Here is a 24,896-nt window from a genome sequence, read left to right on the forward strand (position 1 = left end):
GCGCGGTCAGGAGACGGCGACCCGCGCGCGGAGCGTCGCGACGTCCGCGGGGTCGACGTCGCCCGCGACGGGCCGCAGCACGGCGGCGGCGGACACGGCGACGGCGAGCGCGAGCCGGTCGGCCCACGGCGTCGCCGGGCCGGGCCCGGCGAGGGCGACCGCCAGCGCGGCGGTCGCGGCGTCCCCGGCGCCCGTGGGGTTGCCGGCCAGCGGCGGCCCGGTGAGCCGGGCGCGGGCGGCCACGCGGGGCCGGCCGTCGCCGGGCGCGTAGGCCGTCATGCCGGCGGCGCCGTCGGTGACGACGACGTCCCCGGCGCCGAGGCCCTGGAGCAGCGCGACGGCGTCGGCCGGGTCCTCGCGGCCGGTGGCGTCGGCGAGCTCGGAGCGATTGGGCTTGAGCAGGTGGGCGCCGGCCTCGGCGGCCCAGCGCAGCGCGGGGCCGGAGGTGTCGACGACCACCCGGGCCCCCGTGCCGCGCGCGGCCGTGACCAGGTCCGCGAACCGGTCCCGCGAGGTCCCCGGCGGGAGCGAGCCGGAGACGGTGACGACGTCGCCCGGCTCGGTGGCGCGGGCGACGGCGTCGAGCAGCGCGGCCCACTCCGCGCCGGACAGCAGCGCGCCGGGCTCGTTGAGCACGGTGGGGTGCGCGCCGTCGGGCGCGGCGGGCACCACGGTGACGCTCTGCCGGGTGGGGCCGGAGACCGGAACGAGGAGGGCGTCCTGGCCGGCGGCGGCCAGGTCGTCGCGGACCGCGGCGCCGAGCGGCCCGCCCGCGGTGCCGACGGCGAGCGACGGGTGCCCGAGGGCGCGGGCGACGCGGGCCACGTTGACGCCCTTGCCGCCCGCGCGGGCCGTCGCGGTCCGCACGCGCAGGGACTCGCCGGGCACGAGCTCGTCGACCCCGTAGGTGACGTCCCAGGCCGGGTTGGGGGTCACAGCCACGACGCGGGTCACGGGCGGGCCCCCGGGACGGCCGACCAGGCCAGCAGCTCCGCGCCCCGCACGCCCGCCTCGGCGCCGAGCTGCGCGGGCACCACCCGGGGCACGGGGTGGTAGGTCAGCTGCCGGGCCGCGGCGGCGCGCAGCGGCACGAAGAGGTCGTCGCCGGCGCGGACGATCCCGCCGCCGACGACGACCAGCGGCAGGGCCAGCACGCGGACGAGGTCGGCGACCAGCCCGCCGAGCCGCTCGACGCCGTGGTCCCAGACCTGGCGCGCCACGTCGTCGCCCGTCCGGGCGCGCCGCAGCACCTCGGCCGACCCGCGCACCTCGGCGGCGCTCGCCCCGGTGCGCTCGCGGTAGTGGCGGGCGATGCCGGCGGCCGACGCGTCCGTCTCGGGGCAGCCGCGCCCTCCGCAGGCGCACGGGGTGCCGCCCTGCGGGCCGCCGTGCCCGACCTCGCCCGCGTACCCGCCGCCGGGGTAGGGCTCGCCGCGCAGCACCAGGGCCGCGGCGATCCCCGTCCCGACGGACAGGTAGGCGTGGTCGGGGGCGCCGCGGGACGCGCCCGCGCGCCACTCGGCGAGCGCGCCCGCGCGCACGTCGTGCCCGAAGCCGACCGGCAGCCCGGTGGCCTCCGCGACCAGGTCGCGGATCGGGAGGTCCACCCAGCCGAGGTTCTCCGCCTGCAGCACCAGCCCGCGCTCGTCGTCCACCGCGCCGGGGACGGCGAGGCCGGCGGCCGCGACCTCGCGCCCGGCGGGGGCGAGGTCGCGCAGGTCGCCGACGACGTCGAGGATCGAGCGGATCACGGCGTCGGGTCCCTGGTCCGCGCGGGTGGGGACGGTGCGCTGGTCGAGGACGCCGTCGCGGCCCGCGAGGACGGCCTTGACGTCCGTCCCGCCGACGTCGAGAGCGACGACGAGCGGTCCCGGCGGGACGTCGGCGGGTGCGCCGGTCATGACGCCGCGGGGTCCAGGACGACCGAGCGCGTGAGGTTGCGCGGGGCGTCCGGGTCGAGGCCCTGGTGCTCGGCGTTCGCGACGGCGAGGCGCTGCAGGCGCACGAGGGCGACCTGCGGGTCCTCGTCCAGGCGGACCGCGAGGGCCCCGGTGCGGGCGACGTCGTCGGCCAGGCCGGGCACCTCCTCGCCGAGGAGGAAGACGACGCTGGTGTCGTCCGCGACGGAGATCGGCCCGTGGCGGTAGTCCATCGACGGGTACGACTCGGCCCAGGCGAGTGACGCCTCGCGCATCTTCAGCGCGGCCTCGTTGGCGATGCCGACGGCGGGCCCGCGGCCGAGGAACACGTACTGGCGGCGGCCCACCCAGGTCTCGGGCAGCGGCTCGGCGACGGCGGGCTCGGCCGCGTCGGCGAGCGCCTCGAGGTCGTCGCCGAGGCCGGCGCGCAGCAGGCCGAGGGCGGAGGTGGCGAACCGCGTCTGCACGACCGAGGTCTCGTCGGCGAAGTCGAGCACGACGGCGTGGTCGGCCTCGGTGACGGCGGGGGAGTCGGGGTCGCCGACGATCGCGAGGGTGGGCTGGGTGCCGCGGACGCGGGCGAGCAGCTCGCGGATCTCCGTGGTGGTGCCGGAGCGGGTGACGGCGACGACCAGGTCGTAGCGGCGCCCGGCGGGGAACTCGCTGCCGGCGAAGGCGTCGGTCTCCCCGAGGCCGAGCTCCTCGCGCCGGGCGGCGTAGGCCTGCGCGACGAACCACGAGGTGCCGCAGCCGACGACGGCGACCCGGGCGCCGGCGGCGGGCAGCAGGTCGGCGCGCTCGCGCGCGACGGCCGCCGTGCGCCGCCAGATCTCCGGCTGGCTCGCGATCTCGGCGGTGACGTGGAATCCGGTCATGTCCCTGGCCCTCCTGGTGATTGCTTGAACATGATCAAGTCTGCCATGAAACGCGCACTAATGGTCGCAGCGACCTCGGGTGAACCGGCGCGCCCCATGGTCGGCGTGCGCAGCCGGTGCGCCGATCTCGTGCGCGTGCCGTCCCCGGGTGCGGTACCCGCGCCGGGACGCGCGATACTGGCACCGTGACTGCAGTGAACCTCGGCATGCCGACCCCGCCCGCTCCCACGCTGGCCCCTCGCCGGAAGTCCCGCAAGATCCAGGTGGGCAAGGTGGCCGTCGGTGGGGACGCGCCGATCAGCATCCAGTCGATGACCACCACCCCGACCACGGACATCAACGCGACCCTGCAGCAGATCGCGGAGCTGACCGCCGCGGGCTGCGACATCGTCCGCGTCGCCGTCCCGACGATCGACGACGCCGACGCGCTGCCGGCCATCGCGACGAAGTCCCAGATCCCCGTCATCGCGGACATCCACTTCCAGCCCAAGTACGTGTTCGCCGCGATCGACGCCGGCTGCGCCGCCGTCCGCGTGAACCCGGGCAACATCCGCAAGTTCGACGACCAGGTCAAGGAGATCGCCAAGGCGGCGTCCGACGCCGGGGTCTCGCTGCGGATCGGCGTCAACGCCGGCTCGCTCGACAAGCGCCTCCTGGAGAAGTACGGCAAGCCCACCGCGGAGGCCCTCGTGGAGTCCGCCGTGTGGGAGGCGAGCCTGTTCGAGGAGCACGGCTTCCACGACTTCAAGATCTCCGTCAAGCACAACGACCCCGTGGTCATGGTGCGCGCGTACGAGCTGCTCGCCCAGCGCGGCGACTGGCCGCTGCACCTCGGCGTCACCGAGGCGGGCCCCGCGTTCCAGGGCACGATCAAGTCGGCCACCGCGTTCGGCGCCCTGCTGAGCCAGGGCATCGGCGACACGATCCGCGTCTCCCTGTCGGCTCCCCCGGTCGAGGAGGTCAAGGTCGGCACGCAGATCCTGCAGGCGCTGAACCTGCGCCCCCGCAAGCTCGAGATCGTCTCGTGCCCGTCGTGCGGACGCGCCCAGGTGGACGTCTACACGCTCGCCGAGAAGGTCACCGCCGGCCTGGAGGGCATGACCGTGCCGCTGCGGGTCGCGGTCATGGGCTGCGTCGTCAACGGCCCGGGCGAGGCCCGCGAGGCCGACCTCGGCGTCGCGTCCGGCAACGGCAAGGGCCAGATCTTCGTCAAGGGCGAGGTCATCAAGACCGTGCCCGAGGCGATGATCGTTGAGACGCTCATCGAGGAGGCCATGCGCATCGCGGAGTCGATGCCCGCCCCGGAGAACGACGAGCAGGCCGGCGCTCCCGTGGTCTCGGTGAGCTGACGGCGCGGCGCCCGGTGCGACGGCGTCCGGCACGATGACGGTGGGGCCCACGGCGGCGAAGGGGGCGTGATGGGCGGCTGGCGACCGGCGGTACGCCCGCGCGGCGGGTCCGCGCGGGGGCTCGACGCGCGCCGGCCCCGCGCCCGGGTGCTCGGCCAGGGGGACCTCGTCGAGGCGCGCGCCCTGTGCGCCCTCGACCCGGTGACCTCGGTGCTCGCGGCCGCGCGGCTCGAGGCGGCCTCCCTCGCCGGCCTCGCCGCCGCCGGCGGGCAGGTCTGGGGTTTCCCCGCGACCGGCCCGCTCGCCGCGGTCTGCTGGTCCGGTGCGAACCTCGTCCCCGTGCTGTCTCCCGGGCTGACGGGGCAGGACGCCGACGACGCCGTCGCCGCGTTCGCCGCCCTCGCGCGGGCGCAGGGCCGCCGCTCGTCGTCGATCGTGGGGGAGCGCACGGCCGCGCTCGCCCTGTGGGAGCTGCTCGCCCCGCACTGGCCCCGGGCGCGGGAGGTCCGCGCGGACCAGCCGTCGCTGGCCATCGCGCGCGACCCCGACGTCGAGCCCGACCCGGCCGTGCGGCGCTCCACCCTCGAGGAGGTGGACGTCGTGCTGCCCGCGTGCGTGCGGATGTTCGCCGAGGAGGTCGGGTACGTCCCCGCCGCGTCCCCCGGCAGCGCCTACGCGCTGCGCGTGCGTTCCCTGGTCGCCGAGGGGCGCTCGTTCGTCCGCGTGGACCCGGACGACCCGCCCGGTGTCGTCGCCTTCAAGGCCGAGCTCGGGGCCGTGGCCGGCGGCGTGGCCCAGGTGCAGGGCGTCTGGGTGGACCCCGTGCGCCGCGGCCAGGGTCTCGCGGCGGCCGGCATGGCGGCGGTCGTGGTGACCACGCGGGCCGAGGTCGCCCCCGTCGTCTCGCTGTACGTCAACGCCTTCAACGCCCCGGCGCTCGCCACGTACCGCCGCGTGGGCTTCGAGCAGGTCGGCACCTTCACGACCGTCCTCTTCTGAGGCGCGTCCCTGCTCGCAGCGCCCGGACGGCGCGCGCGTCGATGATCGGTCGTGATCGGTCGGCCCGGAAATAAGTCACTCACGCTCTTGACAGCGATGTGGCGCGCCTCCAGAATGACGAAACTGCTTTCGCAACGGTGATGAAAGCTACTTCGAAATTGGGGTCAAGGATGTCTGCCATCGACGTGAAGCTCGTGGCCCAGTGCCTGGCGAGCCTGCGGGACCTGGGCCGCGTGACGATCTCGGACCTGGCCGAGCGCACCGGCCTGTCGCGCCCGACCGTCACCGCGGCGCTGGGCGAGCTCGTGGAGTCCGGGCTGGCCGTCGAGCACGAGGCGCGGGTGGCGTCGGGGCGGCCGGCCCGCACCTACTCGCCGGTCGCGGGCTCGCCCGTGGTCGTGGGCATCGACCTGACGCGCAGCGCCGTGCGCATCGTCGTGGCCGACCGCACCGGGCGGGTGCTGGGTCGCCAGGACGCCGAGATCGCGCCGCCGACCACGGCCCAGCCCTCCCTGGCCCCCGTCCGGGCTCTGCTCCAGCAGACCCTGGAGCGCGCCGGGCACCGGCCGTCGAACGTCGCGGCGATCGGCGTCGCGGTCGCCGGCCTCATCGACGAGGACGGCATCCTCGTCTCGGCCCCGCAGATCACCGCGTGGAACGGTCGGGACGTCGCCGCGATGTTCACCGAGTCCTTCGGGGCGCCGGTCGTCGTCGACAACGACCTGTCGCTCGCCGCCGAGGCCGAGTCCCGCGGCGGCGCGCTCGCCGACGCCGAGACGGGCGTCTATGCGCTCACTTGGCACCACGTGTCGGCGCGGGTCACCGCGGACGGCCACGTGCTCCGCGGCCGCCGCGGGCGGGCGGGGGAGGTCGGCCTGCTCCGCGCGTTCAGCGACGTCGAGGTGCCGCCCGGCACCCTGCTCGAGGCCGTCCCGCGGGTCGGCGCCCAGCTGCGGCGGCTGCGCGACGACCCGGCCGACCTCTCGGGGCTGGCGGCGCTGGAGTCGCTGAGCGCCGCGATGGCGCCGGCGCTCGCCGCGCTGCTGCTCACCGTCGACCCCGACGTCATCGTCCTGGGCGGCGAGCTCGGCGAGTACGCCGACCTCGTGGCCGGGCCGCTCGCCGAGGGCATCCGCACCGCGGTGACCGGCATCGAGGCCGGCCCGCGGCTCATCCGCGGCGGGGAGCTGGGCGCCGACGCCGCGGTCCTCGGGGCCCTCGGCCTGGCCTTCACCCAGCACTCCACCCGCATCTACGGGCTGCCGGACGTCCCGGCGCCCCTCGTCACCATCGATCCGGAGAACGAAGAGATGAGCACCGCACGCGTCGCCGAGACGACCCCCTTCCGAGCCGCCGCGATCGGCATCGGCGCCCGCGCCGGCGTCGCGCTGCACGTCACGGAGGCGGGCGGCAGCGTCGTCGCCGCCGTCGACCCCGACCCGCGCACGCACGCCCGCGCCGCGCGCCTCTTCGGCGACGTGCCGGTGTTCGCGTCCGTCGCGGAGCTGATCGCCTCCGGCCTCGAGGTCGACGGCGCGTTCGTCACCACGCCGGACTTCACCCATGCCGACGTCTCCGTCGAGCTGCTCGAGGCCGGCATCGCCACCTACATCGAGAAGCCGCTGGCCATCTCCATCGAGGACGCCGACCGCATCCTCGAGGCCGGTCACCGCACCGGCACCAAGGTGTACGTGGGCCACAACATGCGCCACATGCAGGTCGTGCGGATGCTCAAGGACATCGTGGACCGCGGCGAGATCGGCGAGGTGAAGGCGATCTGGTGCCGCCACTTCGTCGGGCACGGCGGCGACTACTACTTCAAGGACTGGCACGCCGAGCGCGGCAAGGCCATGAGCCTGCTGCTGCAGAAGGGCGCGCACGACATCGACGTCATGCACTGGATCGCGGGGACCTCCACCCGGTCGGTCGTCGGCGTCGGCGACCTCGCCGTCTACGACAAGGTCGACTCGCGCCGCGACAACTCCGACCGCCGCATGGGCGACTGGTTCTCCATGCAGAACTGGCCGCCGCTGGCCCAGCAGGACCTCAACCCCGTCATCGACGTCGAGGACATCTCGATGATCATGATGCGCACCGACTCGGGCGTGCTCATGAGCTACCAGCAGTGCCACTTCACCCCGGACTACTGGCGCAACTACACGGTGATCGGCACCGAGGGACGCATCGAGAACTTCGACGACGACGCCGGCGGCGAGATCCGGGTGTGGAACGCCCGCAGCGACTACCTCGAGAAGGGGCACGTGCGCTACCCGATCGAGGACGGCGGCGACGGCGGGCACGGCGGCGCCGACCCGCTGACGGTCGCGGAGTTCGTCGAGTTCGTCCGGCGAGGCACGCCCACCGACACGAGCCCGGTCGCCGCACGCGACGCGGTCGCGGCCGGCATCGGCGGCGCGCTGTCGATCCGCTCGGACTCCGCCCCGTTCGAGATCCCCCGGCTCCCCGAGGAGCTGCTCGACTACTACGCCGCCCACCAGCCGGCTCGCCGCTGATGCTCCGGTACGCGCTGCGGCGCATCCTGATGATGGTCCCGACCCTCATCGGCTCGACGTTGCTCGTCTACCTGCTGGTCTTCCTCATCCCCGGCGACCCGGTCACCCGGCTCGCCGGGGGAGAGAAGCGGCTCTCGGACTCGACGATCGCGGCGATCCGGGACCAGTACCACCTCGACGACCCGTTCCTCGTGCAGTACGCGAAGTACCTGTGGGGCGTGCTGCACGGCGACTTCGGGCACGACTTCAACGGCAACTCCGTGTCCACGCTGATCGCGACCGCGCTGCCCTACACGGTGGTGCTGGCCCTGACGGCGTTCCTGCTCAAGCTCGTCATCGGCGTGTGCCTGGGGGTCTGGGCGGGGCTGCGCCAGGGCAGGCTGCCGGACAAGCTCAACCTGGTCTTCACGATCTTCTTCCTGGCGGTGCCGGGCTTCATCGTCGCGTACTTCTCGCAGTACGTGTTCGGCATCAAGCTGCACTGGCTGCCGATCTCCGGGGTGCAGGCCGGGTTCCCGCTGGCGTTCGTCATGCCGGCGCTGGTGCTCGCGCTCGAGACCGCGTCCCCGCTGGCGCGGCTGAGCCGCACCAGCCTGGTCGACACCATGCGGTCGGACTACATCGTCACCGCGACGGCGAAAGGGCTTCCTCCGCGTCGGATCATGTGGGTCCACGCGCTGCGCAACGCCTTCATGCCCGTCGTGACCTACCTCGGGCTGAGCATGGCCGCGCTGCTGGGCGGCTCGGTGCTCATCGAGACGATCTTCAACCTGCCCGGCCTGGGCGGGACGCTCGCCCGGGCGATCGACACGCAGAACGGGCCGGTCGTCGTCGGCGTCTCGGTCTTCCTGCTCCTGTTCTACCTGGTCGCGGCCCTCGTCGTGGACCTCCTCTACCCGATCATCGACCCGAGGGTGCGCCATGCCTGAGTCCACCGTCGCGCCGCCGGCCGCCGCCGCTCGCCGGGGGCGCCCCCGCAGCGGCCTGCGCAGCCTGTGGAAGAGCCCGTGGTTCGACCTCGCGGTCCTCATCATCGCCGTCGTCACGCTCATGGCCCTGTTCCCGACGCTGTTCACCCAGCTCGACCCGCGCGACTGCGACCTGTCCCAGTCGCGCCTCGGGCCGGCCCCCGGCCACCCCATGGGCTTCGACATCCAGGGCTGCGACTACTGGTCGAACATCGTCTACGGGGCGCGCACCTCGCTCGAGGTGGGCGTCTACACCGCGGTGATCTCGTTCGTCGTCGCGCTGGTCGCCGGCTCCCTCGCCGGCTACTTCGGCGGCGTCGTGGACTCGATCATCTCCTGGACGTCCAACGTGGTGCTCGGCATCCCCGTCGGCATCGCCAGCCTCGTGATCCTGTACCAGTTCCGCTCCCGCACGGTGTGGACGATCGTGCTCGTCCTCGTGCTGTTCAGCTGGGCCGCGACCATGCGCTACATGCGCAGCTCCGTCATGCAGGTGCGCAACCTCGAGTACATCCAGGCCGCCCGCGGCCTGGGCGTCGGCCCCTGGCGGATCCTCGCCTCCCACGTGGTCCCCAACGCCGTCACGCCGCTCATCGTCATGACGACGCTGTCGGTCGGCGCCGGCATGGCCGCCGAGGCGGGCTTCTCGATCCTCGGCGTGGGGCTCAAGCTGCCGGCGTTCTCCTGGGGCATCCAGATCGCGCTGGCGAGCCAGGACGGCAACTGGCAGATCGCGCCGCTCCTGATGTTCTTCCCCGCCCTGATGCTCGGGCTCACCACGCTCGCCTTCGTCGTGCTCGGCGAGAGCCTGCGCGACGCCCTCGACCCGAAGGCCCGCCGATGACCGCGCTCCTCGACGTCCAGAACCTCTCCCTCGAGTTCCGCTCGCCCGGCAACCCGCCGATCGCCGCGCTGCAGGACGTGAGCTTCACCCTCGACCGCGGCGAGACCCTCGCCGTCCTCGGCGAGTCGGGGTCCGGCAAGAGCATCACCGCCAAGGCGATCATGGGCATCCTGCCTCGGCCGGCGTCGCGCATCACGGGTGGCCGGATCCTGTTCGACGGCGACGACCTGCTCACGCTCCCGCCGGCGAGGCTGCGCCAGGTGCAGGGCGCGCGCATCGCGATGGTGTTCCAGGACGCGCTCAGCGCTCTCAACCCGGTGCAGACCGTGGCGACCCAGATCGCCGAGCTCTACCGCGTGCACCGCGGGATGGGGAAGAAGCAGGCGCACGACGCGGCGGTCGAGATGATGCGGGCGGTGCGGATCCCCGACGCGGCGAACCGCGCCGGCGACTACCCGTTCCAGTTCTCCGGCGGGATGCGCCAGCGGATCATGATCGCGATGGCGCTGGCGCTGGACCCGGACGTCCTCATCGCGGACGAGCCGACCACCGCGCTCGACGCGACCGTGCAGGCGCAGATCCTGGAGCTGCTCGCCGAGATCACCGAGCACCGCAAGATGGCGCTGCTGATGATCACCCACGACCTGGGAGTCGCGGGCCAGCTCGCCGACCGGGCTCTGGTCATGTACGCGGGCAGGGTCGCCGAGGCCGGTCCGATCGGCAGCATGTTCGACCGCCCCGCGCACCCGTACACCGAGGGGCTGCTCGGCTCCATCCCGGGTGCCGCGCACCGCGGCGGCGACCTGCCGACGATCCCGGGACTGCCCCCGGACATCGCCCGCCGGCCGCCCGGCTGCAGCTTCAACCCGCGCTGCGGGTACGCGACCCACGAGTGCCGCACGGCGCTGCCGCCCCTGGACGCGTTCGTCGAGGACCGGGCCGCCGCCTGCCACCACAAGGAGGAGGTGCTCGCCCGTGTCGCTGTTGGAGCTTGAGTCGGTGCGCCGCTACTACAAGCAGAAGCACACGATGTTCTCGCGGGGGGCGCACGGGCAGGTCCGGGCCGTCGACGGCGTCGACTTCACGGTCGCCGAGGGCGAGACGGTGGGCCTGGTCGGCGAGTCCGGCTGCGGCAAGTCCACGCTTGCGCGCATCATCTGCGGCCTGGAGGCACCCAGCGAAGGCGTCGTGCGCTGGAACGGCGTCGACGTCGGCGCCATGTCGCACGCCGACCGCAAGAGGCTGCTGCACCGCGAGGTGCAGATGGTGTTCCAGGACCCGCACGCCTCGCTGGACCCGCGCCGGTCGGTCGGGCAGTCGGTCGCGGAGGGCATCACGACGCACCGGCTCCTCCCGGCCTCGCAGGTCGAGGCGCGCGTGGGGGAGCTGCTGACCCAGGTCGGCCTGAACCCCGAGCACGCGCACCGCTACCCGCACGAGTTCTCCGGCGGGCAGCTGCAGCGGATCGGCATCGCCCGCGCGCTCGCCGTCGAGCCGAAGCTCCTGGTGTGCGACGAGCCGGTCTCCGCCCTCGACATCTCGGTGCGCGCCCAGGTGCTGAACCTGCTCAACCGCCTCAAGCGCGAGCTCGGCCTGTCGATCGTCTTCATCGCGCACGACCTCGACGTCGTCCAGCACATGTCCGACCGCATCGTGACGATGTACCTCGGCAAGGTCGTCGAGCAGGGCGGCTGCGACGACGTGTACGGCGCCACCGCGCACCCGTACACCCGCGCGCTCCTCTCGGCGATCCCGCGCAAGCTCGCCCCCGGCGAGCACCTCGAGCGGGTGGTGCTCGAGGGCGACCCGCCGTCGCCGATCGACCCGCCGCCGGGCTGCCCGTTCCACACCCGCTGCTACGCGGCGGTGGAGCGGTGCGCCACCGACGTGCCCGCCCTCGCGCCCGTCCCGGGCGTTCGACCGGCCCACCAGGCCTCCTGCCACCTCGCCGAGCAGATCACCCGGTCGCGCGTCGGCATGGTCTCCACGATCCCTCCCTCTCCCGTAGTTCCCGCCCTGTCCGAAAGGAACCACTGATGAACCGTAGGAGCAGCCGCATCGCGGTCGGCATCGTCGCCGCCGCAGCGTGCACCTCGATGCTGTCCGGCTGTCTCGGCGAGCCCGGGGGCGGCAGCGACGCCGCCGACGGCTCGACGTCGATCGTCGCCGTCAACAACGGCGAGATCGGCCGGATCACCGGCGCCCAGAACCCCGGCAGCCAGATCGCCATGGCGCTCTGCGAGCCCCTGACCGGCATCGAGGAGGACGGCACGGTCTTCATGCGCGGCGCCGAGTCGCTCGAGAGCGACGACCAGGTCCACTGGACGGTGAAGGTGGCCGACGGCCACACCTTCTCGGACGGCACGCCCATCACGGCCAAGACCTACGTCGACACGTTCAACTTCGTGGGCGCCGGCGTCAACGCGATGCCCTCGAACTACGCGTACGGCCCGATCAAGGGCTACGACGAGCTGAACCCCGCCGAGGGCAAGGCGAAGGCCACGGAGTTCTCCGGCATCACGCTCGTCGACGAGAGCACCTTCACGATCGAGACCAAGGCGCCCAACAACGACGTGCCGTACATCCTGTCGCAGCTGGCGTTCTGCCCGATGCCCGAGAGCGCGTTCGCCGACCCGCTGGCCTACGACAAGGACCCGGTCGGCAACGGCGTCTACACGCTCGAGAAGCTCGACCCGCAGGTCGAGGCCGTGCTGAAGAAGGACCCGGAGTACCAGGGCTGGGTGCCTGACGGCGCGGCGGACCAGATCACCTTCCGCGTCTACACCGACACCAACACGGCCTACCAGGACGTCGTGGCGGGCAACGCGGACGTGCTGCGTGACCTGCCGCCCGGCCTCATCGCCCAGGGGCGCAACGCGCTGGGCGACGACGGGCTCACGGCCATCGACCGCAACGCCCTCGCCGCCTACTTCGCGTGGCCCACCTACCTCGACGAGAAGTTCCCGATCGAGGTCCGCCAGGCGTTCTCGATGATCGTGGACCGCGAGACGATCTCGAAGGATCTGTTCAAGGGCGCGACGCTTCCCTGGGGGTCGCTGATGCCGAACTCGGTGGACGCCTACCGCGAGGACGCGTGCGGGAAGTACTGCACCTACGACCCGGAAGCCGCCAAGGCCCTGATCGAGAAGTCGGGGTTCACCGGCACCATCCCGCTGAACTACTCGTCGGAGAGCACCACCGACGCGGCGACGGCGCTCGCCATCTCCAACTCCGCCAAGGAGATCGGCCTGGTCGTCGAGCCCAAGCCGGTGCCCGCGGCCGCCCTCTCCGAGACCGTCAACTCCTACGGGCTGGACGGCCCGGTCATCCAGCTGTGGGGCTCGTCGTTCCCCGCGGCGTCCGAGTGGGTGGCGTCGGTGTACATCGACGCGAACTACCGCCTCAAGTACTCCGACCCGGTGGGCGAGGCCGCGGTCGCCGCGGCGCTCGCGGCCAAGACCCCGGACGAGTCGATCGCGCAGTGGCAGAAGGCCGAGGACCGCATCCTCGCCGACCAGGTGCTGCAGCCGCTGTACCAGCAGGTCCGCTACATCGCGCACACGCCGTGCGTGGTCCCGCACGCCGCGGGCGGCGACCAGCAGATCTACCGCACCGAGGTCACCTGCTCCTGAGCGGGGGACGGACAGGAGCCGGGTGGGGCGGCGCGCCCCGCCCGGCTCCTGGGCAGGGCGGCAGGTGCTCGACCCCCGCGAGTTGCCGCGAGGGGTCCGGATCGTGAGACAGTTCACCGCGGTGGCCGCGCGACGACGTGGGGCCGGGTGACGACGGGTGTCAAGGAGAGCTGAGTGAAGGCGCTGTTCAAGCCGGGCCCGGGCGCGGGCCTGGAGCTCGTGGACCGGCCCGAGCCGGAGGCCGGGATCGGCGACGTGAAGATCCGCGTGCTGCGCACCGGGATCTGCGGCACCGACCTGCACATCGAGCGGTGGGACGACTGGGCCGCGTCCACGATCACCACGCCGCTGGTGCCGGGGCACGAGTTCGTCGGCGAGGTCGTGGAGGTCGGCGAGCTGGTGCACGACGTCGCCGTGGGCGACATCGTGTCCGGCGAGGGGCACATCGTCTGCGGCACGTGCCGCAACTGCCGCGCCGGGCGTCGCCAGATGTGCATCCGCACCCAGGGCCTGGGCCTGCACCGCGACGGTGCGTTCGCCGAGTACGTGGTACTGCCCGCGACCAACGTGTGGGTGCACCACGCGGGCGTCGACCTCGATGTCGCGGCGATCTTCGACCCGCTGGGCAACGCGGTGCACACCGCGCTCGCGTTCCCCGTGATCGGCGAGGACGTGCTCGTCTCGGGCTGTGGGCCGATCGGCCTCATGGCGATCGCCGTCGCCCGGCACGCGGGCGCGCACCTGGTGGTGGGCACCGACGTGAGCCCGGCGCGCCTGGAGATGGCGCGGGCGATGGGCGCGGACGCGGCCCTCGACGTGCGCACGGCGCGCGTCGCCGACGCCCAGCGCGAGCTGGGGCTGCGCGAGGGCTTCGACGTCGGCTTCGAGATGAGCGGCGCGCCCAGTGCGCTGCCCGAGATGATCGCGAACATGAACCACGGCGGCCGGATCGCGATGCTCGGCCTCCCGGCCGGGCCGATCGCCGTCGACTGGGGCACGGTGGTGACGCACATGCTCACGCTCAAGGGCATCTACGGCCGCGAGATGTTCGAGACGTGGCAGGCGATGGACGCGATGCTGCGCACGAGCGAGACGCTGCGCACGGCGATCGCGTCGGTCGTCACGGACCGGCTCCCCGCGAGCCGGTGGCACGAGGGCTTCGAGGCCGCGGCCTCGGCGCACGGCGGCAAGGTGGTACTGGACTGGACGGACTGGGCGGACGGGGCGCAAGGCCACGCCGGGGTGGAGGACTACTGATGTACGGGACGTTCCGGGAGCACGTGGCGGGTGAGCTCGCCGAGATCGAGCGCGCGGGCCTGACGAAGCGCGAGCGCGGCATCGCGGGCCCGCAGGGCGCCCGCATCAGCGCCGACGGCGCGGAGCTGCTCAACTTCTGCGCCAACAACTACCTGGGTCTCGCGGACGACCCGCGCATCCTCGCGTCGGCGCGTGACGCGCTGGACACCTGGGGCTACGGCCTCGCCAGCGTGCGCTTCATCTGCGGCACGCAGGACCAGCACCGGACGCTCGAGCAGCGGCTGGCGGGCTTCCTGGAGACGGACGACAGCATCCTGTTCTCGTCGTGCTTCGACGCGAACGGCGGCGTCTTCGAGACGCTGTTCGGCGCGGAGGACGCGATCGTGTCGGACGCGCTCAACCACGCGTCCCTCATCGACGGCATCCGGCTGTCGAAGGCGGCCCGCTTCCGGTACCGCAACCGCGACATGGCCGACCTCGAGGACCAGCTGCGCGCGGCGCGCGACGGCGGCGCCCGGCACGTCGTGATCGTCACCGACGGCGTCTTCTCCATGGACGGCTACCTCGCGCCGCTGCGGGAGATCTGCGACCTCGCCGACCGCTACTCCGCGCTGGTGCTGGTCGACGACTCGCACGCCGTCGGGTTCATGGGCGAGCACGGCCGGGGGACCCCGGAGCTGTGCGGGGTGGCCGACCGCGTCGACATCCTCACCGGCACGTTCGGCAAGGCCCTCGGCGGGGCGTCCGGCGGCTACGTCGCCGCGCACCAGGAGATCGTCGACCTGCTGCGCCAGCGCGCCCGCCCGTACCTGTTCTCGAACACGCTGGCGCCGATGATCGTGGCGGGCACCCTCACAGCCCTCGACCTCGTGGAGACCGCCGGCGACCTGCGCGAGAACCTCACCCGCAACGCCGAGCTGTTCCGCCGCCTCATGACCGAGGCGGGCTTCGACCTGCTGCCCGGCGAGCACCCGATCGTCCCGGTGATGTTCGGCGACGCCGTGCTCGCCGCCAGGGTCGCCGCGGCGATGGGGGAGCGCGGCGTGTACGTCACGGCGTTCAGCTTCCCCGTGGTGCCCCGCGGCGAGGCGCGCATCCGCGTGCAGCTGTCCGCCGCGCACAGGCCCGAGCAGGTGCGCGCGTGCGTCGACGCGTTCGTCGCGTCGCGGGAGGCCGTCGCCGCGGGCTGAGACGGGGTCGCCGGCCGGGCGGTGTCGAGTCGCGGAACTACTTCAGCAGCTTCGACATCCGCCGGTCGGCGAGCACCTGCCCGCCGGTCTGGCAGGTGGCGCAGTACTGCAGGGAGCGGTCGGCGAAGCTGACCTCGCGCACGACGTCCCCGCACACCGGGCAGGCCTCGCCCGTGCGGCCGTGCACGCGCATGCCCGCGCGCTTGGCGTCCTTGAGCTCCTTGGCGGGCTTGCCCGACGACGCGGCGACGGCGTCGCGCACGGTCGTCACGACGGCGTCGTGCAGGGCGGCGACCTCGTCCTCGGTGAACGACCGCGTGAGCTTGAACGGCGACGTCCGCGCCACGTGCAGGATCTCGTCGGAGTAGGCGTTGCCGATGCCGGCGATCGCCCGCTGGTCGCGCAGCAGGCCCTTGACCTGCTGGCTGCGCTCGGTCATGAGCGCCGCGAGGGCGGCCACCGTGAAGTCCTCCGAAAGCGGGTCGACGCCGAGTGTGGCGACCTGCTCCACCTCCCGCGGGTCGCGCACCACGTGGACGGCGAGCCGCTTGCGCGTGCCGGCCTCGGTGAGGTCGAACCCCGCGCCGTCGTCCAGGCGCACCCGCAGGGCGAGGGCGGGCCCGCGCGACGAGCCGCCCATGCGGGGGCGCACGGGCGTCGTCGGCGCCTGGTCCGACCAGCGCACCCACCCGCCGCGCGACAGGTGGAACAGCAGATGCAGGCCGGTGTCCTCCTCGCCGCCGTCACCGTGCGGCTCGACCCCGGACACACGCACGTCAACCCACTTGCCGTGGCGGGTGACACCCGTGACCTCGCGCCCGACGAGCGCGCTCACGGGCGGGTCGAACGTTTTGAGCGCGGCGATCGCCGCGACGTCGGCGGCGACGATCCGACGCCCGGACGTGCGGGTGTCGAGGAACTCCGCCAGCGCCTGCACCTCGGGAAGCTCGGGCATGCGGCCATGCTGCCAGCACGGTGCGACGGCGACCAGAGGTGCGGCCGCACCGGCGGCGGCGACACCGGCCGGGGGAGGCCCGCCGCGCCGCTAGGCTTGCCCCCATGTCGATCGTGTCCGCCCGCCAGACCCAGGGCGACCTGCTCCGCCTGTCCCAGCTCTTCGTCCGCACCCTGCGTGAGGACCCGGCCGACGCCGAGGTCGCGAGCCACCGGCTGCTGGTGCGCGCCGGCTTCATCCGCCGCGCCGCCCCCGGCATCTACTCCTGGCTGCCGCTCGGCCTGCGCGTGCTGGCGAAGGTCGAGGCCGTCATCCGCGAGGAGATGGACGCGATCGGCGCGCAGGAGGTGCACTTCCCGGCGCTGCTGCCGCGCGAGCCGTACGAGGCCACCGGTCGCTGGACCGAGTACGGGCCCAACATCTTCCGGCTGAAGGACCGCAAGGAGGCCGACTACCTCCTCGCGCCCACGCACGAGGAGATGTTCACCCTGCTGGTGAAGGACCTGTACTCGTCGTACAAGGACCTGCCCCTCGCTCTGTACCAGGTGCAGACCAAGTACCGCGACGAGGCGCGCCCCCGCGCGGGCCTCATCCGCGGGCGCGAGTTCATCATGAAGGACTCGTACTCCTTCGACATCGACGACGCCGGTCTCGACGCGAGCTACGCCAAGCACCGCGCCGCCTACCAGCGGATCTTCGACCGGTTCGGGTTCGAGTACGTCATCGTCTCGGCGCACGCCGGCGCGATGGGCGGCTCCAAGTCGGAGGAGTTCCTCGCCAAGTCGCCGATCGGCGAGGACACGTACGTGGAGTGCGCCGCCTGCGGGTACGCCGCCAACGTCGAGGCCGCGCACGCGCCCGTCCCCGACCCGGTGCCGTGGGACGACGCACCGGCCGCGCACGCCGAGGACACGCCCGACACCCCGACGATCGAGTCGCTCGTCGGCGTCCTCAACGAGCGCTTCGCCCGCGACGACCGGCCCTGGCAGGCGAGCGACACGCTCAAGAACGTGCTGTTCCGGCTGCATCACCCGGACGGCAGCACCGAGGCCGTCGCCATCGGCGTCCCCGGCGACCGCGAGGTGGACGTCAAGCGCATGGAGGCCGCCTTCTACCCGGCGGAGTTCACGCCGTTCGGCGACGAGGACTTCGCGGCCCGCCCGGAGCTGGTCAAGGGCTACATCGGGCCCGGCGCGCTCGGCGAGGAGGGTCCCTCGAAGGTCCGCTACCTCCTCGACCCGCGCGTCGTCGAGGGCACGCGCTGGGTCACCGGCGCGGACGAGCCCGGCAAGCACGTCATCGACCTCGTCGCGGGGCGCGACTTCACCGCCGACGGCACGATCGAGGTGGCGGAGGTCCGCCCCGGGGACCCCTGCCCGAACGGCGACGGAACGCTCGAGACGGCGCGCGGCATCGAGATGGGCCACGTGTTCCAGCTCGGCCGCAAGTTCGCCGAGGCGCTCGACCTCAAGGTGCTGGACGAGAACGGCAAGGCCGTCACCGTGACCATGGGGTCCTACGGAGTCGGCGTGACCCGCGCGGTCGCCGCGATCGCCGAGGGCAACCACGACGACAAGGGCCTCGCCTGGCCGATCCAGGTGGCGCCGGCCCACGTGCACATCGTCGCGACCGGCAAGGGCACCGAGGTTTTCGAGGCCGCCGAGAAGCTCGCCACCGAGCTGGTCGAGGCGGGCGTCGAGGTGATCTACGACGACCGGCCCAAGGTGTCGCCGGGCGTGAAGTTCGCCGACGCGGAGCTGTTCGGCGTCCCGCTGATCGTGGTGGTCGGCCGCGGGCTGGCCGACGGTCTCGTCGAGGTCCGTCCCCGCGCCGGCGCGTCCGAGCAGGTGGCCGTGGCCGACGCCGCCCAGGCCGTCATCGCGAAGGTCGTGGCGCTGCTCGACCGGTAGACCGGTGGGCCCGGGTCAGTCCCCGGCCTGCTCCGGCAGGCCGGGGAAGGGCACGGGCTCGGCGCCCCAGTCGTCGAGCGTGACGGCGGAGTCGACGAGCAGGTCCACGAGCACGCCGCGCGTGCCGGCGGTCGTCGTGCCGACGAGCGTCGCGTAGTCGGTGGCGAGGTCGTTCTCCAGGTCGAGCACGAGGCCCTTGTCGCCGAGGTCGGCGACCCGCGGGACGGTGTACGCGGCGCGGCGGGGGTCCTGCTTCGTGGCCTGGGTGCCGGCGACGGCGGCCCACCCGTCGGCGCGCTCGGCGTGCTGGGTGACGCGCTCCAGCAGCCGCGCGCGCCGGTCGCCGGAGCCGATCGCCGCGCGCAGCTGCAACGCGTAGCGGGTCGCGTCCTCGGACACCACGAGGGTGCTCAGGTCGTGCGCGGTGAGGCCCTCGGGCACCGTCCCGTCGCGGTCCCGCTCCTCCTCCTCGGCGGTCTCGCCGTCCTTCGAGCCGCTGGGCGAGGGGGACGCCGAGGCGTCCTCCGCGGCGCGTCCCGACCCCGTCGGGGCGGGGATCTCGGGCACGACGACGTCCGGCCCGTCGACGCGGGCGAGCGCCGCGAGCCGCTGGGCGGAGACGGTCTGCGCGGCCCCGACCGAGGCGACGAGCCGGGCCAGCGGGCCGTCGGTCGTGGTCCCGGCCGCGGTGCGCGAGCGCGCGGCGGCGTCCTCGAGCGCCTTGACCACGTCGGCGGGGTCGGCCTTGTCCCAGGTCGACGACTGCGAGCCGGTCGGCTCGCCGGTCGCGAGCCCCGAGTCGTACTCGCCGCCGAGCGCCTCGGCCTGCGCGCGGGAGTCGGCCACGATCCGGGTGAGCTCGTCGACCAGGTGCTTCCGGTCGGTCGGCACGTCCTCGAGGGCGACCTCGGCGCCGTCGGCCACCAGGAGCGCGTCCGAGACCGCGGTGCGCCGCACCACCTCGTGGGCGTCGGGGACCGGCTCCGCCGCCGGCGGCGCCTCCAGCCGCACGCCGCACCCGGCCAGCACCCCGACCAGCACGAGGGCGCCGGCGGCGGCCGCCCGCCGGCGGCGACGGGAGGCGACCCCGGCCGCGGCGGAGGCGGCGGGCCGGGCGGGGGCGGGCTGCGGTTCCATCGAGGCCGATGATGCCACGCGCGCGGGGGCGCCGGTGTGACGTTCCTCCGTGCGGCCCGGCACGCCGCGCGGCGCGAACGGGGCCCGTCGTTCGTTACGCTGGACGCTGCACACAACGACACACCGGCCGCGGGACGTCCCGGCGCGGGAGCACACGGCAGATCGACGTGACCCACGGGAGGCAGCGATGGCAGCGCAGCACGGCCGGACGACGACGGCCGGGTCGAAGGCCGAGGCGGTGCGGCGGGTCGTGGCCCCCGCGGTCGAGGCGGCCGACCTGTACCTGGAGGACGTCGTCGTGACGCAGGCCGGCGCGAAGTCGGTCGTGCGCATCACGGTGGACCTCCCCGAGGACGCGCTGGGCAGCCTCGACTCCGACACTCTCGGCGACGTGGCGCGCGGGATCTCCGCGGCGCTGGACGCCGACGACGTGGTGCCGGGCGCGTACACGCTGGAGACGTCGACCCCCGGGACGTCGCGGCCGCTGACGGAGCTGCGCCACTTCAAGCGCGCCCGCGGCCGCCTCGTCACGCTGCGGCTGCGTGACGGCGGCACGGCCGAGGGCCGCCTGACCGCCGTCGAGCCCGTGCCCGAGGACGGCGACGCCGCGGACGGCGGGCCCTGGCTCGTGCTGGACGGCGACACCCGCCTGGCCGTCGCCGACGTGCGCAAGGGCAAGATCGAGGTCGAGCTGAAGCGCCTCGACGCCTCGGACGAGACCGACACCGACGCGGGCGACGACCCGCAGGACGACACCACGGGCGACGCCCGTCGCGAGAAGGGCTGACGATGGACATCGACATGAGCACGCTCCGGCTGCTGGAGCGGGAGCGGGACATCAGCCTCGACGTCCTCGTGGCCGCGATCGAGCAGGCGCTGCTGTCGGCCTACCACCGCACGCCCGACGCCTACCAGCACGCCCGCGTCGAGGTGGACCGCAAGTCCGGGCACGTCGCGGTCTGGGCCCGCGAGGAGATCCGCACGCCCGACCCCGAGGACCCCGACGCGCGGCCCACGATCGAGCTGGGCCCGGAGTTCGACCACACGCCGGCCGACTTCGGCCGCATCGCCACGGCCACCGCCCGGCAGGTCATCGTGCAGCGCCTGCGCGACGCCGAGGACGACCAGGTGCTCGGCATGTTCCGCGGCAAGGAGGGCGAGGTCCTCGCCGGCGTCATCCAGCAGGGCCGCGACCCGCGCGTCGTGCTCGTGGACGTCGGCGGCACGGAGGCCGTGCTGCCCCCGCACGAGCAGGTCCCCACCGAGGAGTACGTGCACGGCGAGCGCCTGCGGGCCTACGTCGTGGAGGTCTCCCGCGGGATGAAGGGCGCGCAGGTCGTCCTGAGCCGCACCCACCCGGGCCTCGTGCGCAAGCTCTTCGAGCTCGAGGTGCCGGAGATCGCGGACGGCGCGGTCGAGATCACGGCGATCGCGCGCGAGGCGGGGCACCGGTCCAAGGTCGCGGTGCGGTCCAAGGTGGCCGGGCTCAACGCCAAGGGCGCGTGCATCGGGCCGATGGGGTCGCGCGTGCGCGCCGTCATGGCAGAGCTGCACGGCGAGAAGATCGACATCGTCGACCACAGCGACGACCCGGCCCGCTTCGTGGCCAACGCCCTGTCGCCGGCCCGTGTGACGTCCGTCACCGTGGTCGACGCGGACGCCAAGGCCGCGCGCGCCGTGGTGCCGGACTACCAGCTGTCGCTCGCGATCGGCAAGGAGGGGCAGAACGCCCGTCTCGCCGCGAAGCTGACGGGCTGGCGCATCGACATCCGCTCCGACGAGGCCGCGGCCCCCGCCGAGGACGGGACCGGTGACGCCGCAGGTGGCGCCGCGGTCTCCCGCGGGGCCGAGGGCTGAGGCCGGTCACGGCACGTGGGCGGTCGCGCTAGACTGTCGGGGACCGGGCCACGCGCCCAGCCCTCGACCTCCCCACGGACCATCCCGGAACGCTCCGGGCCGGTACGGACGTGCGTCGGGTGCAGGGAGCGTGACCAGCGGTCCGCTCTCCTGCGGTTGGTGCTCGAGACGTCGGATCACGAGGAACGTCTCGTGGCCGACGTGCGAGGGTGCCTTCCGGGGCGTGGCGCCTGGATCCATCCGACGTCCGCCTGCCTGGCGCTCGCCGAGCGTCGTCGGGCCGTGCCGCGCGCGCTGCGCGTCACGGGACCCCTCGACCTCTCCGGCGTCCGGGATCAGCTGGAGCAGCTGGAACGTTGAGTCCCTCCGGCACGCGCCGCCCCAGGCGGCCGCGCCGTCGCGACCGAGCACGCTCGGCCGCATCCATCGAAGTCGACAAGGAAGCGGGTCAGAAGCCGATGGGCACCCGATGAGTTCCGTGCGATGAGTACTCGGTACTAACGACGGTCCTCCCTGTCTCGCAGGAGGGCCGAGACAGGAGAGTTGTGGCGAAGATCCGCGTTCACGAGCTGGCCAAGCAGCTCGGGGTGGAGAGCAAGACCCTGCTCGCCGACCTGAAGTCGGCGGGCGAGTTCGTCCGGTCGGCGTCCTCGACGCTCGAGGCACCGGTCGAGCGAGCGATGCGCGACAAGTACAAGGACGCGGCCCCCGCGTCCTCGGGGGCCACCCCGGCGAGCAAGGCCGCGGCGCCGCGCGCCGAGCAGAAGGCCGCTCCGGCGAAGCCTGCCCCCAAGCCCGCCCCGAAGGCGGCCCCCGCGCCTGCAGCCGAGGCGCCCGCCGCCCCGGTCGCCGACGCGACGCCGGCCGCGCCCGCGGAGCCCGCCCCGGAGAAGCCCTCCGGCGCGCGCCCCGGTGCCCCGACCCCCGGCCCGCGCCCCGCGGCGCCGAAGCCGGCGCCCGCCGCGCGGGAGCAGCGTGACGGCCGTGACGGCAAGGGCGGTCGCACCCCGCGCCCGGGCAACAACCCGTTCGCCTCGAGCCAGGGCATGCCGCGCCAGGGGCAGCGCCCCGGCGGTGGCGGTGGCCCGCGCCCGGGCAACAACCCGTTCGCGTCCAGCCAGGGCATGCCGCGTCCGGGGCAGCGCCCCGACCGTGGCGGCGACGCCGCGGCGGCGGAGCGGTCGGGCGAGCGTCCCGGCGGTCCCCGTCCGGGCGGTCCTCGCCCCGGTGGCCCGCGTCCCGCGGCGCCCCGTCCCGGCGGCCCGCGCCCGAACCCCGGCATGATGCCGGGCAAGACCTCGATGCCGCGTCCCGGCGAGCGTCCGGCGCCCTCGGGCGGCGGCCGTGGTGGCGGGCGTGGCGGCGGCCCCGGCGGTGCCGGCGGCGGTGGCGGCTTCCGCCCCGGTGGTGGCGGCGGGTTCGCCGGCCGTCCCGGCGGGCGCGGTGGCGCCGGTCGTGGCTCCACGCAGGGTGCGTTCGGTCGCGCCGGCGGACGCCCCGTGCGCGGACGGAAGTCGAAGCGCGCGAAGCGCCAGGAGTTCGAGCAGATGCAGGCGCCGTCGCTCGGCGGCGTGCAGGTCCCGCGCGGCAACGGCTCCACGGTCGTCCGCCTGCGGCACGGCTCGTCGCTGAACGACTTCGCGGACAAGATCGACGCGAACCCCGCCAGCCTGGTCACGGTGCTGTTCCACCTCGGTGAGATGGCCACCGCGACGCAGTCGCTGGACGAGGACACGTTCGGCACGCTCGCGAACGAGCTCGGGTACGTCATCGAGATGGTGTCGGCCGAGGAGGAGGACCGCGAGCTGCTCGGGGCCTTCGACATCGACCTCGACGCCGAGCTCGAGGGCGAGTCGGACGACGTCCTCGCGCCGCGTCCGCCCGTCGTCACCGTCATGGGCCACGTCGACCACGGCAAGACGCGTCTTCTCGACGCGATCCGCCAGACCGACGTCGTCTCCGGCGAGGCCGGCGGCATCACCCAGCACATCGGTGCGTACCAGGTGCGCCGTGAGCACGAGGGCGTCGAGCGCCCGATCACCTTCATCGACACCCCGGGTCACGAGGCGTTCACCGCCATGCGTGCCCGTGGTGCCCAGGTGACGGACATCGCGATCCTCGTGGTCGCCGCCGACGACGGCGTCATGCCGCAGACGGTGGAGGCGCTCAACCACGCCCAGGCGGCCAACGTGCCGATCGTGGTCGCGGTGAACAAGGTGGACAAGGAGGGGGCCAACCCCGACAAGATCCGCCAGCAGCTCACCGAGTACAACCTGGTGGCGGAGGAGTACGGCGGCGACACGATGTTCGTCGACGTGTCCGCGAAGCAGAACCAGGGCATCGACCAGCTCCTCGAGGCCGTCCTCCTCACGGCGGACGCCTCCCTGGACCTGCGGGCGAACCCCGACAAGGACGCCCGAGGCGTGGCCATCGAGGCCAACCTCGACAAGGGCCGCGGCGCCGTCGCGACCGTCCTGGTCCAGTCGGGCACGCTGCAGGTGGGCGACGCGATCGTCGCGGGCACGGCCCACGGCCGCGTGCGCGCCATGTTCGACGAGCACGGCAACGCGCTGACCGAGGCGGGCCCGGCACGTCCGGTCCTCGTGCTCGGCCTCGCGTCGGTGCCGAGCGCCGGCGACACCTTCCTGGTGGCGCCCGACGAGCGCACCGCGCGTCAGATCGCCGAGAAGCGTGAGGCCGCCGAGCGTGCCGCCCTCCTGGCCAAGCGCCGCAAGCGCATCAGCCTCGAGGACTTCACCAAGGCGCTCGAGCAGGGCAAGGTCGAGACCCTCAACCTGGTCCTCAAGGGCGACGTCTCCGGTGCCGTCGAGGCGCTGGAGGACGCGCTGCTCAAGATCGACGTCGGCGACGAGGTCGAGCTGCGCGTCATCCACCGCGGTGTCGGTGCGATCACGCAGAACGACGTCAACCTGGCCACGGTCGACAACGCGGTCATCATCGGCTTCAACGTGAAGTTCGGTGAGCGCGTCGAGGACCTCGCGGACCGCGAGGGCGTCGAGGTCAAGTTCTACTCGGTCATCTACCAGGCGATCGAGGACGTCGAAGCCGCCCTCAAGGGCATGCTCAAGCCGGAGTTCGAGGAGGCCCAGCTGGGCACGGCGGAGATCCGCCAGGTCTTCCGCTCCTCGAAGTTCGGCAACATCGCGGGCTCGATCATCCGTTCCGGCACCATCCGCCGGAACACGAAGGCCCGCGTGCTGCGGAACGGCAAGATCGTCGGGGACGACCTCACGATCGAGTCGCTGCGCCGCGAGAAGGACGACGTCACCGAGGTCCGCGAGGGCTTCGAGTGCGGTATCGGCCTCGGGTCGTTCAACGACATCACCGAGGGTGACATCATCGAGACCTTCGAGATGCGCGAGAAGCCGCGCGCCTGACGGTCGCGCCGCACGGTTCAGCCCGACGGCGCCTCGCCCGCCCCGCCTCGAGAACGAGCGGGTCGGGCGAGGCGCCGTCGGCGTCGAGAGAGG

The 24,896-nt window shown here is 73.7% G+C and carries 20 protein-coding genes; 15 read left to right on the forward strand and 5 right to left on the reverse strand.

The annotated features are described in order from the left end of the window. Positions 1–6 precede the first annotated feature (6 nt). From ACWF41_RS09385 to ACWF41_RS09395, 3 genes are read right to left on the reverse strand one after another with little or no spacing between them, the layout of a single operon-like run. Positions 7–954 (reverse strand): 1-phosphofructokinase family hexose kinase, encoded by a 948-nt coding sequence (locus ACWF41_RS09385; protein WP_380320504.1) that lies wholly within the window; start codon positions 952–954, stop codon positions 7–9. After that, positions 951–1,901 (reverse strand): ROK family protein, encoded by a 951-nt coding sequence (locus ACWF41_RS09390; RefSeq protein WP_380320507.1) that lies wholly within the window; start codon positions 1,899–1,901, stop codon positions 951–953. Before ACWF41_RS09390 ends, ACWF41_RS09385 begins: the two co-directional genes overlap by 4 nt. Beyond that, positions 1,898–2,794 (reverse strand): SIS domain-containing protein, encoded by an 897-nt coding sequence (locus ACWF41_RS09395; RefSeq protein ID WP_380320510.1) that lies wholly within the window; start codon positions 2,792–2,794, stop codon positions 1,898–1,900. The genes ACWF41_RS09390 and ACWF41_RS09395 overlap by 4 nt, the downstream gene beginning before the upstream one ends. Before the next feature lie 206 nt (positions 2,795–3,000). Between ACWF41_RS09395 and ispG the strand changes: the two genes are divergently transcribed. From ispG to ACWF41_RS09445, 10 genes are all read left to right on the forward strand, one after another. After that, a complete protein-coding gene (gene ispG / locus ACWF41_RS09400; protein WP_380320538.1) occupies positions 3,001–4,143 on the forward strand; it encodes a flavodoxin-dependent (E)-4-hydroxy-3-methylbut-2-enyl-diphosphate synthase in 1,143 nt (380 codons plus the stop codon). Between the two features lie 69 nt (positions 4,144–4,212). Beyond that, positions 4,213–5,142 carry a GNAT family N-acetyltransferase gene (locus ACWF41_RS09405; protein ID WP_380320513.1) on the forward strand — a complete coding sequence of 310 codons (930 nt, stop codon included), beginning with the start codon at positions 4,213–4,215 and terminating at the stop codon, positions 5,140–5,142. A gap of 170 nt (positions 5,143–5,312) precedes the next feature. Continuing rightward, entirely contained in the window at positions 5,313–7,655 is a 2,343-nt protein-coding gene (locus ACWF41_RS09410) for an ROK family protein (RefSeq protein WP_380320516.1), read from the forward strand. Continuing rightward, on the forward strand, positions 7,655–8,584 hold the full coding sequence (locus ACWF41_RS09415) for an ABC transporter permease (RefSeq protein ID WP_380320520.1): 930 nt from the start codon (positions 7,655–7,657) through the stop codon (positions 8,582–8,584). Before ACWF41_RS09410 ends, ACWF41_RS09415 begins: the two co-directional genes overlap by 1 nt. After that, positions 8,577–9,467, forward strand: a complete 891-nt coding sequence (locus ACWF41_RS09420) for an ABC transporter permease (RefSeq protein WP_380320523.1) — start codon at positions 8,577–8,579, stop codon at positions 9,465–9,467. Before ACWF41_RS09415 ends, ACWF41_RS09420 begins: the two co-directional genes overlap by 8 nt. Beyond that, positions 9,464–10,462, forward strand: a complete 999-nt coding sequence (locus ACWF41_RS09425; RefSeq protein ID WP_380320526.1) for an ABC transporter ATP-binding protein — start codon at positions 9,464–9,466, stop codon at positions 10,460–10,462. The genes ACWF41_RS09420 and ACWF41_RS09425 overlap by 4 nt, the downstream gene beginning before the upstream one ends. Next, the gene (locus tag ACWF41_RS09430) at positions 10,443–11,504 is read left to right on the forward strand and encodes an ABC transporter ATP-binding protein (protein WP_380320529.1); all 1,062 of its coding nucleotides are present in this window, start codon (positions 10,443–10,445) and stop codon (positions 11,502–11,504) included. The genes ACWF41_RS09425 and ACWF41_RS09430 overlap by 20 nt, the downstream gene beginning before the upstream one ends. Continuing rightward, the gene (locus ACWF41_RS09435; protein WP_380320532.1) at positions 11,504–13,099 is read left to right on the forward strand and encodes an ABC transporter substrate-binding protein; all 1,596 of its coding nucleotides are present in this window, start codon (positions 11,504–11,506) and stop codon (positions 13,097–13,099) included. The genes ACWF41_RS09430 and ACWF41_RS09435 overlap by 1 nt, the downstream gene beginning before the upstream one ends. 174 nt (positions 13,100–13,273) lie before the next feature. Then, a complete protein-coding gene (gene tdh / locus ACWF41_RS09440; protein WP_380347118.1) occupies positions 13,274–14,356 on the forward strand; it encodes an L-threonine 3-dehydrogenase in 1,083 nt (360 codons plus the stop codon). After that, positions 14,356–15,546, forward strand: a complete 1,191-nt coding sequence (locus tag ACWF41_RS09445; RefSeq protein ID WP_452182415.1) for a glycine C-acetyltransferase — start codon at positions 14,356–14,358, stop codon at positions 15,544–15,546. The genes tdh and ACWF41_RS09445 overlap by 1 nt, the downstream gene beginning before the upstream one ends. Before the next feature lie 37 nt (positions 15,547–15,583). Here ACWF41_RS09445 and ACWF41_RS09450 read toward each other — a convergent pair whose 3' ends face one another. After that, on the reverse strand, positions 15,584–16,501 hold the full coding sequence (locus ACWF41_RS09450; RefSeq protein WP_380325100.1) for a DNA-formamidopyrimidine glycosylase family protein: 918 nt from the start codon (positions 16,499–16,501) through the stop codon (positions 15,584–15,586). 104 nt (positions 16,502–16,605) lie between these two features. Between ACWF41_RS09450 and ACWF41_RS09455 the strand changes: the two genes are divergently transcribed. Next, positions 16,606–18,411 (forward strand): proline--tRNA ligase, encoded by a 1,806-nt coding sequence (locus ACWF41_RS09455; protein ID WP_380325103.1) that lies wholly within the window; start codon positions 16,606–16,608, stop codon positions 18,409–18,411. 15 nt (positions 18,412–18,426) lie between these two features. Here the strand turns inward: ACWF41_RS09455 and ACWF41_RS09460 are convergent, their stop codons facing one another. Beyond that, positions 18,427–19,548: a DUF4439 domain-containing protein gene (locus ACWF41_RS09460; protein ID WP_380325106.1), complete on the reverse strand. Its 1,122-nt coding sequence runs from the start codon at positions 19,546–19,548 to the stop codon at positions 18,427–18,429. Positions 19,549–19,735: 187 nt separating this feature from the next. Here ACWF41_RS09460 and ACWF41_RS09465 point away from each other — a divergent pair, with 187 nt between their 5' ends. The 4 genes from ACWF41_RS09465 (at position 19,736) to infB (ending at position 24,803) form a co-directional block, all read left to right on the forward strand. Then, a complete protein-coding gene (locus ACWF41_RS09465) occupies positions 19,736–20,335 on the forward strand; it encodes a ribosome maturation factor RimP (protein WP_380325109.1) in 600 nt (199 codons plus the stop codon). 2 nt (positions 20,336–20,337) lie between these two features. After that, positions 20,338–21,405, forward strand: a complete 1,068-nt coding sequence (gene nusA, locus ACWF41_RS09470; RefSeq protein WP_380325112.1) for a transcription termination factor NusA — start codon at positions 20,338–20,340, stop codon at positions 21,403–21,405. A 15-nt stretch (positions 21,406–21,420) separates the two neighbouring features. Further along, positions 21,421–21,765 (forward strand): YlxR family protein, encoded by a 345-nt coding sequence (locus ACWF41_RS09475; protein ID WP_380325115.1) that lies wholly within the window; start codon positions 21,421–21,423, stop codon positions 21,763–21,765. Positions 21,766–21,950: 185 nt separating this feature from the next. After that, positions 21,951–24,803, forward strand: a complete 2,853-nt coding sequence (gene infB, locus ACWF41_RS09480; protein ID WP_380325117.1) for a translation initiation factor IF-2 — start codon at positions 21,951–21,953, stop codon at positions 24,801–24,803. The last annotated feature ends 93 nt before the right edge of the window (positions 24,804–24,896 follow it).

Source organism: Isoptericola sp. NPDC055063, from assembly GCF_053608125.1.